The organism is Segniliparus rotundus DSM 44985 (assembly GCF_000092825.1).
Classification (GTDB): domain Bacteria; phylum Actinomycetota; class Actinomycetes; order Mycobacteriales; family Mycobacteriaceae; genus Segniliparus; species Segniliparus rotundus.
The window spans coordinates 679,608-692,474 of the sequence record NC_014168.1; the positions used below are offsets into that span (position 1 = coordinate 679,608).

The following is a 12,867-nucleotide window of genomic DNA, read 5'->3' on the forward strand; positions in this document are numbered from 1 at the left end:
ATATGGAATTGCATTTCGAACCGGGTGTTTTCATCGGCCAGCTGATCGGTTTCGCGGTCATCGTTTTTGTGATCGTCAAATACGTTGCCCCGCCGGTCAAGTCCGTCATGGCGAAACAGCAGGACCAAGTGCGCCATCAAATCGCCGAGAGCGAGAAGGCCGCGGCCTTCCGCCAGCGCGCCGAGAAGGAGTACGCCGACGCGGTCTCGAAGGCGCGAGCCGAGGGCGAGCAGATGCGCGCGGAGGCGAAACAGGACACGGTGAAAATCCTCGCCGCGCTGCGCGAGCAGGCCGACTCCGAGGTCGCCCGGATCAAGCAGCACGGCCAGGAGCAGGTTGTCTTGCACCGGCAGTTATTGGTCCGCGAGCTTCGCGCGGAACTCGGAACCGCTGTGCATAGCGGGGCCGCTTCGCTCGTGCAGCAGCGTCTTTCGACGGACGAGGCCCGTTCCGCCAGCATTGACGCCTTCATCGTCGAGCTTGAGGCGTTTGCGGAAGGCGCGGCCGCTTCTGGAGGTGCCGCATGATCCACACGACCAGCGCTGTCCGTGCGACCAGCAGAAGCGCGTTTCAGTCGGTGAAACAGCAGTTCGACGCCCGTGCGGCGGGGTTGAGCTCGGACGAGCTGGGCGCCCTCTTCGAGGATCTTTCCCAGACGGCCATTCTGTTCTGGCAGAACCACGTTCTCCGGCATGCCGCCGCCGATCCCGGCCAAGGCGCCGAGGCCAAAACGGGACTGGTCGATTCCTTGCTCTCCGGCAAGGTCGGCGCCGCCGCCCTGGACGTGGTCCGTGCCGCAGTGCGCGAGGAATGGTCGAACGGTCGGGATCTCACGCTCGCTCTTCTGCAGCTGAGCAACCTGAGCTTGCTCATCGACGCCGAACGCGCAGGGCAGCTGGAGGAGGTCGAGGACGAACTGTTCCGTTTCGGGCGCCTGCTGGAGGCCAACGCAGAGCTGAACGGACATCTGAGCGACCGAGTGACTCCCGTGGACGCGCGCACTGGGCTCTTGGAACGGGTCATTTCCGGCAAGACCACCGCTGTCACCGCCAAATTACTGCGCCGCGCGGTGGTCTTCCACACTTTCGACCAAGACCACAGCCTGGACCGCACGGTCACCTTGCTCGCCGAGCTCGCGGCGAGCCGCAGAGGCGAGTCCGTCGCCCGTGTGGTGGCCGCGGTCGCGCCCACCGACGCGCAGATCTCCCGCCTGCAGGCAGTGCTCGGCAAGATCTACGGCCGGCCCATCTCCGTGCAGATCGACGTGGACCCCGACGTGCTCGGCGGCCTGCGGGTCGCCGTGGGCGACGAGGTGATCGACGGGACGATCGCCGCGAAGCTCGCCGCAGCGGCCAACGAGCTGCCGAACTAGTCCACCCGAACATCACGAACGCACAACAGGAAGTAAGGAACGCGAAGACATGGCAGAACTGACGATCTCCCCCGCAGAGATCCAGAGCGCGATCGAACAGTACGTCGCCTCTTTCACCCCCGAGTCGGCTCGTGAGGAGATCGGCGAGGTCATCGACACGAGCGACGGCATCGCGCACGTCAGCGGGCTTCCCTCGGTCATGACCAACGAGTTGTTGGAATTCCCCGGCGGTGTCCTCGGCGTCGCCTTGAACCTCGAAGAGGACGCGGTCGGCGTCGTCATCCTCGGCGACTTCGAAGGCATCGAGGCCGGCCAGCAGGTCAAGCGCACTGGCGACGTGCTCTCGGTCCCGGTCGGCGACGCGTTCCTCGGCAGGGTCGTGAACCCGCTCGGACAGCCCATCGACGGGCTCGGCGACATCGCCTCCGAGCAGAACCGCGTGCTTGAGCTCCAGGCAGCCTCAGTGCTCCAGCGCCAGCCGGTGGAGGAGTCTCTGGCGACCGGCATCACCGCCATTGACGCGATGACCGCGATCGGGCGGGGGCAGCGTCAGCTCATCATCGGCGACCGCAAGACCGGCAAGACCGCCGTCTGCATCGACGCGATCCTGAACCAGAAATCGAATTGGGAGAGCGGCGACCCGAGCAAGCAGGTGCGCTGCATCTACGTCGCCATCGGCCAGAAAGGCTCCACCATCGCAGGTGTGAAGACCGCTCTGGAAGAGGCTGGCGCGCTGGAGTACACCACCATCGTCGCCGCCCCGGCCTCGGACTCCGCCGGCTTCAAATGGCTGGCCCCGTACACCGGCTCGGCCATCGGCCAGCACTGGATGTACGCGGGCAAGCATGTGCTCATCGTGTTCGACGACCTCACCAAGCAGGCTGAGGCGTACCGCGCCATTTCCCTGCTGCTGCGCCGCCCGCCCGGCCGTGAGGCCTACCCCGGCGACGTCTTCTACTTGCACTCGCGCCTTTTGGAGCGTTGCGCGAAGCTCTCGGACGAGATGGGCGGCGGTTCGATGACGGGTCTCCCGATCATCGAGACCAAAGCGAACGACGTGTCCGCGTTCATCCCGACCAACGTCATCTCGATCACCGACGGCCAGGTCTTCCTCGAGTCCGACCTCTTCAACAAGGGCGTGCGCCCGGCGATCAACGTCGGCATCTCGGTCTCCCGTGTCGGCGGCGCCGCCCAGACGAAGGGCTTGAAGACAGTCTCCGGCTCGCTGCGGCTCGAGCTCGCGCAGTACCGCGAGCTCGAAGCCTTCGCCGCCTTCGCCTCGGATCTCGACGCCGCGTCCAAGGCGCAGCTCGAGCGCGGCGCCCGCTGGGTGGAGCTCCTCAAGCAGGACCAGTACTCCCCGGTGCCCGTGGAGGACCAGATCGTCTCCATCTACCTTGCGGGCGAAGGCCACTACGACTCGGTGCCTGTCGGCGACATCCGTCGCTTCAACGCCGAACTGCTCGAGTACCTGCACCAGCACGCGCAGGGGGTGTACTCCGCGATCGAGGGCGGCAAAGCCAAGCTCGACGGGGACCACGCCCGCGCGCTCGTCGAGGCGACGGTCAAGTTCAAACGCGGTTTCGTCGCCTCCGACGGCAGCAGCGTGGTGGACAAGACCGAGGTCGAGGCGCTCGGCCATGAAGACGCCGAGACGGTGACCGTCAAGAAGAAGGGTTGATCCATGCCGAGCATTCGTGAGCTCCGCTCGCGCATCAGGTCGGTCAACTCGACGAAGAAGATCACCAAGGCGCAGGAGCTGATCGCCACCTCCCGTATCACCAAGGCGCAGGCCCGAGTTGCCGCGTCCCGCCCGTACGCGGAGAAAATCACCGAGGTCCTCACCGCGTTGGCCAATGGTTCGGCTTCGTTGAGCCATCCGCTGCTGACGGAGCGCCCAGAGCCAAAACGCGCCGGCGTCCTTGTGGTGACCAGCGACCGTGGCATGTGCGGCGGTTACAACTCCAACGTCTTGAAAGAAGCGGAGGCGTTGTACTCGCTGCTGCGCCAGCAGGGCAAGACCCCCGTGGTCTTCGTGCTCGGCCAGAAGGGCGTCGGTTACTACAGGTTCCGCCACCGCGAAGTCGCGGGCTCATGGACCGGCTTCTCCCAGCAGCCGGATTACGACGACGCCGCTCGCGCGAGCGAGTACCTCGTGGATTTGTTCCTCGCTGGCTCGGGCAACGAGGTCTCCTCGCCCGACGGCTCGGCAACCATCGAAGGCGTTGACGAGCTGCACATCGTGTACACCCAGTTCGTCTCGATGCTCACACAGCGCCCCAAGGCCCGCCGGCTCGCGCCGCTCGAGGTGGAGTACTCGGACGAGGACGAGATCGCCAACTCGCCTTCGGCGAAAGCGGGCGAGGGCGCCGTGTCTTCTCACATACTGGGCGACACCACCGAGTACGAATTCGAGCCGGAGGCGGACGTGCTGCTGGCCTCCTTGCTGCCGAAGTACTTGAGCTCTCGCGTGTACGCCGCGTTGCTCGACTCGGCGGCGGCGGAGTCCGCCGCCCGCCGCACCGCGATGAAGGCCGCCACAGACAACGCGAGCGAATTGGCGAAGACGTTGACCCGCCAGGCGAACCAGCTCCGCCAGGCACAGATCACCCAAGAAATCAGTGAAATCGTCGGCGGCGCTGGCGCGTTGTCCGCCAGCGCAGGAAGAGGCTAAGAAGAAGTGACCGCAACGCTGCAATCCAACACGAACGAATCGGCGAAGACCGGAGCCGGGCGCGTCGTGCGCGTCATCGGCCCCGTCGTGGACGTGGAGTTCCCTCGGGACTCGGTGCCAGAGCTGTTCAACGCGCTGCACGCGGAGGTGACGCTCCCTTCTGTCGCCAAAACCCTGACGCTCGAGGTCGCCCAGCACCTCGGCGACAACATCGTGCGCACCATCTCCATGCAGCCGACGGACGGCCTGGTGCGAGGCGTCCCGGTGGCTGACACCGGCAAGCCCATTTCGGTCCCGGTCGGCGACGTGGTCAAGGGCCATGTGTTCAACGCCCTCGGCGACTGTCTCGACACGCCGGGCGCCGGGCGCGACGGCGAGCAGTGGGGCATTCACCGCAAGCCGCCCGCTTTCGACCAGCTCGAAGGCAAGACGGAAATTCTTGAGACCGGCATCAAGGTCATCGACCTGCTCACCCCGTACGTGAAGGGCGGCAAGATCGGCCTCTTCGGCGGCGCGGGCGTGGGCAAGACCGTGCTCATCCAGGAGATGATCACCCGTATCGCCCGCGAGTTCTCCGGCACTTCGGTGTTCGCCGGCGTCGGCGAGCGCACCCGTGAGGGCACCGACCTCAAGCTTGAGATGGAGGAGATGGGGGTTCTTCAGGACACCGCCCTCGTTTTCGGCCAGATGGACGAGCCGCCTGGCACCCGTATGCGGGTCGCGCTCTCCGCGCTGACCATGGCCGAGTACTTCCGCGATGTGCAGAACCAGGACGTGCTGCTCTTCATCGACAACATTTTCCGGTTCACCCAGGCGGGCTCGGAGGTTTCGACGCTGCTCGGACGTATGCCGTCGGCGGTGGGCTACCAGCCGACCCTCGCGGACGAAATGGGCCAGCTCCAGGAGCGCATCACCTCGACCCGAGGCCGCTCGATCACCTCGCTGCAGGCTATCTACGTGCCTGCAGACGACTACACCGACCCGGCTCCGGCGACCACCTTCGCGCACCTTGACGCGACCACGGAGCTTTCCCGCCCGATTTCCCAGTTGGGCATCTACCCCGCTGTGGACCCGCTGACCTCCACTTCCCGAATCTTGGAGGCTTCCATCGTCGGCGACGAGCACTTCCGAGTCGCCAACGAGGTCAAGCGCATCCTGCAGAAGTACAAAGAGCTCCAGGACATCATTGCCATCCTCGGCATGGACGAGCTTTCCGAGGAGGACAAGGTCCTCGTCGGCCGTGCTCGGCGGATCCAGAAATTCCTGGGCCAGAACTTCATCGTCGCTGAGAAGTTCACCGGCCAGCCCGGCTCCGTCGTGCCGTTGCGCGACACCATCGAGGCCTTCGACCGCGTCACCAAGGGCGAGTTCGACCATTACCCGGAGCAGGCGTTCAACAGCCTCGGCGGGTTGGACGACGTCGAGGCCGCCGCGAAGAAGCTCGCGAAGAAGTAGGAGCCGATGTCTGAGTTCACTGTCGAGCTGATCTCCGTCGAGGAGAAGTTCTGGAACGGTCCCGCCGTGGAAGTGCTCGCGCGCACCACGGTCGGCGAGATCGGCGTTCTGCCTGGGCACATCCCAGTGTTCGGGCAGCTCGCCGAGGGTTTCACGGTGACTATTGTCGATCCCGAGGGCGAACGGCATGTCGCGGCTGTGGACGGCGGCTTCATCTCGGTGACTCCGACTTTGGTCACGATCCTCGCGGAGGGCGCGCAATGGGCGAACGACGTCGATATCGCCGCGCAGGAGTCCGTCCTCGCCGCTGAGCCAGAAGGCACCCCGGCCTATCTGCGCGCGCAAGCGCGTTTGTCGGCCAAGGAACTCGCCGTCTGACGGCGTAGGCCATCCGCGGCCAGGTACGCTGTGACGCTGTGAGCGAGCACGATCAATATTTCCGGGTCGCCGGAGGAGCTCGCCTTGCGGGCGAGGTCCAGGTTGGCGGCGCGAAGAACAGCGTCTTGAAGCTCATGGCCGCGGCGCTGCTCGCCGAAGGCGTCACCACCATCCGCAACTGTCCGGACATTCTGGACGTCCCGCTCATGGCGGACGTGTTGCGCGGATTGGGTTGCCTCGTCGACTTCGTCGGGGACGTCGTCAGGATCGATGTGCCCGCCGAGCTGAAATTTCAAGCGGATTTCCCTGCGGTTCGGCAGTTCCGTGCTTCGGTGTGCGTCCTCGGGCCGTTGATCGCGCGATGTCAAAAAGCCGTCGTGGCGCTGCCCGGCGGCGACGCGATCGGCTCTCGCCCGCTCGACATGCATCAGGCGGGGTTGCGCAAACTCGGAGCGCGTTGCGCTATCGAACACGGCGAGGTGATCGCTGAGGCTGACGACCTGCACGGCGCCGAGATTCTTTTGGAGTTCCCTTCTGTCGGGGCGACCGAGAACATTCTCATGGCCGCTGTGCTGGCGAAGGGCCAGACGGTGATCGAGAACGTCGCGCGCGAGCCGGAGATCGTCGATCTTTGCGACATGCTGGGCAAAATGGGCGCGAAGATCGAGGGAGCAGGCACATCAGTCATCCGGGTCGAAGGCGTTGCACGGCTCGACCCGGTGGAGCACAGTGTGATCGGGGACCGGATCGTCGGGGCCACTTGGGGCATGGCCGCCGCGTTGACCGGGGGAGATGTGCAAGTGAACGGCGTGGACCCCGAGCATTTGCGAGTCGTGCTCGGAAAATTGCGCGATGTCGGCGCACATGTGGTTGAGGGGCCGAACAGCTTCCGGGTCCGACAGGACGAGCGTCCGCGCGGGGTGAACTACTCCACCTTGCCGTTCCCTGGTTTCCCCACCGACTTGCAGCCGATCGCGATCGCCCTTGCCGCGGTCTCGAACGGGGTCTCCATCATCACCGAGAATGTTTTCGAGGCCAGGTTCCGTTTCGTGGAAGAGATGATCCGGCTCGGCGCGGACGCGCACGCGGACGGCCATCACGCGGTTGTGCGTGGGGTGCCCCGGTTGTCGAGCGCCCCGGTGTGGGCCTCCGATATTCGCGCGGCCGCAGGTTTGGTGCTCGCCGGACTCGTCGCGGACGGGGTGACCGAAGTGCACGAGGTGCATCATGTGGATCGCGGATACCCGTTGTTCGTTGAGAATTTGAACAGGCTCGGCGCTGAGGTGCAACGGGTCGATTCTGGCCAATAAGCTTCTGACCTGCGGAGTTGACACTGTGAAACGTGCGGTGTACATTCATCAGGCCGGTGCGAAAGCCCCGAGCGGCCAGGAAGACGCCGACCTGGATTCTGAACTAAGCGAACATGATCTGAAGAGATCAGAAACGTGAGGGATCAGAGCGGGTTGACAAGCTCAACCAGACGGTGTAAGATGGACAAGTTGCCTTCGCGACAGTCTCACTGAGAACTGAAGCGGGCGGCGCGTGTTCTTTGAGAACTCAACAGTGTGTCGACGAATGTCAGTGCCAAATATTTGGTACGCGTGGTTCGTCCTCAATTATGAGGCGTTCCACGTAGTGACAAGCCATTCTCGAAGTTTACTTCGGGATTGGGTTCACGTCAATTTTTATAGCTAGTGAATTTGTTTCACGCTAGCGATCTGTGAGAACAGAAAAAAGTTTTCGACGACCGTGCTGTTTTCTAAATTTTTTAGATCAACGGCACAACTGTCGAGCTAAATCTTTCACGGAGAGTTTGATTCTGGCTCAGGACGAACGCTGGCGGCGTGCCTAACACATGCAAGTCGAACGGTAAGGCCCTTCGGGGTACACGAGTGGCGAACGGGTGAGTAACACGTGGGCAATCTGCCCTGCACTCTGGGATAAGCCTGGGAAACTGGGTCTAATACCGGATATGAGTCTCCACCGCATGGCGGAGACTGGAAAGTTTTTCGGTGCAGGATGAGCCCGCGGCCTATCAGCTAGTTGGTGGGGTAATGGCCTACCAAGGCGACGACGGGTAGCCGGCCTGAGAGGGTGATCGGCCACACTGGGACTGAGACACGGCCCAGACTCCTACGGGAGGCAGCAGTGGGGAATATTGCACAATGGGCGAAAGCCTGATGCAGCGACGCCGCGTGCGGGATGACGGCCTTCGGGTTGTAAACCGCTTTCAGCAGGGACGAAGCGCAAGTGACGGTACCTGCAAAAGAAGCACCGGCTAACTACGTGCCAGCAGCCGCGGTAATACGTAGGGTGCGAGCGTTGTTCGGAATTACTGGGCGTAAAGAGCTCGTAGGCGGACTGTCGCGTCGCCTGTGAAAGCCCGTGGCTCAACCACGGGTCTGCAGGCGATACGGGCAGACTAGAGTACTGCAGGGGAGACTGGAATTCCTGGTGTAGCGGTGGAATGCGCAGATATCAGGAGGAACACCGGTGGCGAAGGCGGGTCTCTGGGCAGTAACTGACGCTGAGGAGCGAAAGCGTGGGGAGCGAACAGGATTAGATACCCTGGTAGTCCACGCTGTAAACGGTGGGCGCTAGGTGTGGGTTTCCTTCCATGAAATCCGTGCCGTAGCTAACGCATTAAGCGCCCCGCCTGGGGAGTACGGCCGCAAGGCTAAAACTCAAAGAAATTGACGGGGGCCCGCACAAGCGGCGGAGCATGTGGATTAATTCGATGCAACGCGAAGAACCTTACCTGGGTTTGACATGGACTGGAAAGCCGTAGAGATACGGCCCCCCTTGTGGTCGGTTCACAGGTGGTGCATGGCTGTCGTCAGCTCGTGTCGTGAGATGTTGGGTTAAGTCCCGCAACGAGCGCAACCCTTGTCCTGTGTTGCCAGCGCGTAATGGCGGGGACTCTCAGGAAACTGCCGGGGTCAACTCGGAGGAAGGTGGGGACGACGTCAAGTCATCATGCCCCTTATGTCCAGGGCTTCACACATGCTACAATGGCGCGTACAGAGGGCAGCGATATCGCAAGGTGGAGCGAATCCCTTAAAGCGCGTCTCAGTTCGGATTGGGGTCTGCAACTCGACCCCATGAAGTCGGAGTCGCTAGTAATCGCAGATCAGCAACGCTGCGGTGAATACGTTCCCGGGCCTTGTACACACCGCCCGTCAAGTCACGAAAGTCGGTAACACCCGAAGCCGGTGGCCCAACCTTTTAGGAGGGAGCCGTCGAAGGTGGGATTGGCGATTGGGACTAAGTCGAAACAAGGTAGCCGTACCGGAAGGTGCGGCTGGATCACCTCCTTTCTAAGGAGCACATCTCCTTGAGTACCACTGCAAAGGCAGTTAGAGACAGCAATGTCTCAAGGGAAAAAGGCAGAGACCGCGCCCTTGTCGAATGTATAAGGGGCGGAAGCTCATGGATGGAACGCTGACTTCGTCGCCGATAGTTTGAAAACCCTCTCGTACCATGGGAATTCAGACTGGCGACTATATCGACACACTGTTGGGTCCTGAGAGAACATGCACGGTGCTTCATAGCACAGAACGACTCTCAGGCCATGAGATCGCCGGCTTTCCTAGGAAGGCCGAGGGAGCCAAATCCCGTCAGCGATCGTGTGGCGTGTTGTTTGAGAACTGCACAGTGGACGCGAGCATCTTGTATTTGCAAAGCAATTTTGTAGTAAGTATGCAAGGGCATACGGTGGATGCCTTGGGACCAAGAGCCGATGAAGGACGTAGAAGACTGCGATAAGCCTCGAGGAGCTGTCAATCAAGCCGAGATTCGAGGATTTCCGAATGGGGAAACCCGGCCATGACGAAACTCATGGTCACCGCCGCCTGAATATATAGGGCGGAGGGAGGAAACGTGGGGAAGTGAAACATCTCAGTACCCACAGGAAGAGAAAACAACCGTGATTCCGCGAGTAGTGGCGAGCGAAAGCGGAACAGGCCAAACCTTGTACGCGTGATAGCAGGTAAGCGTTGCGTGCGAGGGGTTGTGGGACCTCACTTGTCATTGTTACCTCAATGGCCAACAGTAAGAAAACATAGTGTTAGTGGAAGAGAGTTGGAACGCTCCATCACAGAGGGTGAGAATCCCGTACACGAAAACTCTATGTCTGTTGTGTGAGGCACCCAAGTAGCAGCGGGCCCGTGAAATCTGCTGTGAATCTGCCGGGACCACCCGGTAAGCCTAAATACTCCTTGGTCACCGATAGCGGACAAGTACCGTGAGGGAAAGGTGAAAAGTACCCCGAGAGGGGAGTGAAATAGACCTGAAACCGTATGCCTACAATCCGTCAGAGCCGCAAGGTGATGGCGTGCCTTTTGAAGAATGAGCCTGCGAGTTAGCGGCATGTGGCAAGGTTAACCCGGAGAGGGGCAGCCGTAGCGAAAGCGAGTCCTAATAGGGCGTAGAGTCGCATGTTCTAGACCCGAAGCGGAGTGATCTACCCATGGGCAGGGTGAAGCGAGGGTAAGACCTCGTGGAGGCCCGAACCCACTTCAGTTGAAAATGGAGGGGATGACCTGTGGGTAGGGGTGAAAGGCCAATCAAACTCCGTGATAGCTGGTTCTCCCCGAAATGCATATAGGTGCAGCGTCGCGTGTTTCTTACCGGAGGTAGAGCTACTGGATGGTCTAGGGGGCCCACAAGCTTACCGAAATCAGCCAAACTCCGAATGCCGGTAAGTGAGAGCGCGGCAGTGAGACTACGGGCGATAAGGTTCGTTAGTCGAGAGGGAAACAGCCCAGATCGCCGACTAAGGCCCCTAAGAGTGTGCTAAGTGGAAAAGGATGTGGATTCGCATAGACAACCAGGAGGTTGGCTTGGAAGCAGCCACCCTTTAAAGAGTGCGTAATAGCTCACTGGTCAAGTGATTCCGCGCCGACAATGTAGCGGGGCTCAAGCACACCGCCGAAGTCGCGGCATTCATACATCGTATGGATGGGTAGGGGAGCGTCGAATAGCCCTTGAAGCTGCGGAGTAATCCAGTGGTGGAGGCTATTCGAGTGAGAATGCAGGCATGAGTAGCGAAAGAAATGTGAGAAACATTTCCACCGTATGACTAAGGTTTCCTGGGCCAGGTTAATCCGCCCAGGGTTAGTCGGGACCTAAGGCGAGGCCGACAGGCGTAGTCGATGGACAACGGGTAGATATTCCCGTACCGACGTGAAACCGCCCCTGATGAATCCAGGGATACTAACTATCCCAAAGCGTGCGTTCCTTCGGGAGCAATCGTGGCGGCATAGGACCTGAACTGGTAGTAGTCAAGCGATGGGGTGACGCAGGAAGATAGCGGATCCAGTGAATGGTAGTACTGGTGTAAGCCCGTGGCCCGTGGTATAGGCAAATCCGTACCACACAAGGGTGAGAGGTGATGCATAGCCGATGAGGCGAATTTCGTGATTCTATGCTGCCGAGAAAAGCCTCTAGCGAGGTTTCACGTTGCCCGTACCCTAAACCGACACAGGTAGTCAGGTAGAGCATACCAAGGTGATCGAGATAACCGTGGTTAAGGAACTCGGCAAAATACCCCCGTAACTTCGGGAGAAGGGGGGCCATGTTTGGTGACCCAACTTGCTTGGCGAGCTGAATGTGGCCGCAGAGACCAGGGAGAAGCGACTGTTTACTAAAAACACAGGTCCGTGCGAAGTCGTAAGACGATGTATACGGACTGACGCCTGCCCGGTGCTGGAAGGTTAATAGGACCGGTTAGCCGCAAGGCGAAGCTGAGAATTGAAGCCCCAGTAAACGGCGGTGGTAACTCTAACCATCCTAAGGTAGCGAAATTCCTTGTCGGGTAAGTTCCGACCTGCACGAATGGCGTAACGACTTCTCTACTGTCTCAACCACGGACTCGGCGAAATTGCACTACGAGTAAAGATGCTCGTTACGCGCGGCAGGACGAATAGACCCCGGGACCTTCACTATAGCTTGGTATTGGTGTTTGGTTCGATTTGTGTAGGATAGGTGGGAGACTGTGAAGCAGGGACGCCAGTTCTTGTGGAGTCAACGTTGAAATACCACTCTGATCGTATTGAACATCTAACCTCGGACCATGAATCTGGTTCAGGAACAGTGCCTGGTGGGTAGTTTAACTGGGGCGGTTGCCTCCCAAAATGTAACGGAGGCGCCCAAAGGTTCCCTCAGCCTGGTTGGCAATCAGGTGTTGAGTGTAAGTGCACAAGGGAGCTTGACTGTGAGAGTGACAGCTCGAGCAGGGACGAAAGTCGGGACTAGTGATCCGGCACCGGCAAGTGGAAGCGGTGTCGCTCAACGGATAAAAGGTACCCCGGGGATAACAGGCTGATCTTCCCCAAGAGTCCATATCGACGGGATGGTTTGGCACCTCGATGTCGGCTCGTCGCATCCTGGGGTCGTAGTAGTTCCCAAGGGTTGGGCTGTTCGCCCATTAAAGCGGCACGCGAGCTGGGTTTAGAACGTCGTGAGACAGTTCGGTCTCTATCCGCCGCGCGCGTTAGAAACTTGAGAAAGGCTGTCCCTAGTACGAGAGGACCGGGACGGACGAACCTCTGGTGTGTCAGTTGTTCTGCCAAGAGCACCGCTGATTAGCCACGTTCGGAAGGGATAACCGCTGAAAGCATCTAAGCGGGAAGCTCGTTTCAAGATGAGGTTTCTCACCACCTTGAGTGGGTAAGGCCCCCGACAGATCATCGGGTTGATAGGCCGGAACTGGAAGCGTAGTAATACGTGCAGGTGACCGGTACTAATAGGCCGAGGGCTTACTACACACAAAATAATTGCGTCCACTGTGCGGTTCTGAGGCAGCACGCCTGAGACTCTTTTGACGAAGAGGCTCGGTCCAAGATAACCTCATAGAGTTACGGTGACAATAGCGAAGAGGAAACGCCCGGTCCCATTCCGAACCCGGAAGCTAAGCTCTTCAGCGCCGATGGTACTGCATGCGGGAGCGTGTGGGAGAGTAGGACATTGCCGTACAATTTTTCCAGAG

At 60.5% G+C, this 12,867-nt stretch carries 7 protein-coding genes and 3 rRNA genes; all 10 read left to right on the plus strand.

Annotated elements, in window-relative coordinates; genetic code table 11:
* Positions 1-2 precede the first annotated feature (2 nt).
* Positions 3-527 carry a F0F1 ATP synthase subunit B family protein gene (locus SROT_RS15490; RefSeq protein ID WP_013137634.1) on the plus strand — a complete coding sequence of 175 codons (525 nt, stop codon included), beginning with the start codon at positions 3-5 and terminating at the stop codon, positions 525-527.
* Complete coding sequence (locus SROT_RS15495; RefSeq protein ID WP_013137635.1) at positions 524-1,372, plus strand: F0F1 ATP synthase subunit delta; 849 nt, start codon at positions 524-526, stop codon at positions 1,370-1,372. The genes SROT_RS15490 and SROT_RS15495 overlap by 4 nt, the downstream gene beginning before the upstream one ends.
* A 49-nt stretch (positions 1,373-1,421) precedes the next feature.
* Positions 1,422-3,053 (plus strand): F0F1 ATP synthase subunit alpha, encoded by a 1,632-nt coding sequence (gene atpA, locus SROT_RS03515; RefSeq protein ID WP_013137636.1) that lies wholly within the window; start codon positions 1,422-1,424, stop codon positions 3,051-3,053.
* Between the two features lie 3 nt (positions 3,054-3,056).
* Positions 3,057-4,046 carry a F0F1 ATP synthase subunit gamma gene (locus tag SROT_RS03520; RefSeq protein ID WP_013137637.1) on the plus strand — a complete coding sequence of 330 codons (990 nt, stop codon included), beginning with the start codon at positions 3,057-3,059 and terminating at the stop codon, positions 4,044-4,046.
* A gap of 6 nt (positions 4,047-4,052) precedes the next feature.
* Entirely contained in the window at positions 4,053-5,501 is a 1,449-nt protein-coding gene (atpD, locus tag SROT_RS03525; protein ID WP_013137638.1) for a F0F1 ATP synthase subunit beta, read from the plus strand.
* Between the two features lie 6 nt (positions 5,502-5,507).
* Positions 5,508-5,879 carry a F0F1 ATP synthase subunit epsilon gene (locus SROT_RS03530; protein ID WP_013137639.1) on the plus strand — a complete coding sequence of 124 codons (372 nt, stop codon included), beginning with the start codon at positions 5,508-5,510 and terminating at the stop codon, positions 5,877-5,879.
* 38 nt (positions 5,880-5,917) lie between these two features.
* Entirely contained in the window at positions 5,918-7,189 is a 1,272-nt protein-coding gene (gene murA, locus SROT_RS03535; protein WP_013137640.1) for a UDP-N-acetylglucosamine 1-carboxyvinyltransferase, read from the plus strand.
* 491 nt (positions 7,190-7,680) lie between these two features.
* Positions 7,681-9,196 (plus strand): 16S ribosomal RNA (locus SROT_RS03540).
* Positions 9,197-9,570: 374 nt separating this feature from the next.
* A 23S ribosomal RNA gene (locus SROT_RS03545) occupies positions 9,571-12,645 on the plus strand.
* Between the two features lie 92 nt (positions 12,646-12,737).
* Positions 12,738-12,854: ribosomal RNA gene (gene rrf, locus SROT_RS03550) — 5S ribosomal RNA — on the plus strand.
* Together the 16S, 23S and 5S rRNA genes form the textbook arrangement of a ribosomal RNA operon.
* Positions 12,855-12,867: the final 13 nt, after the last annotated feature.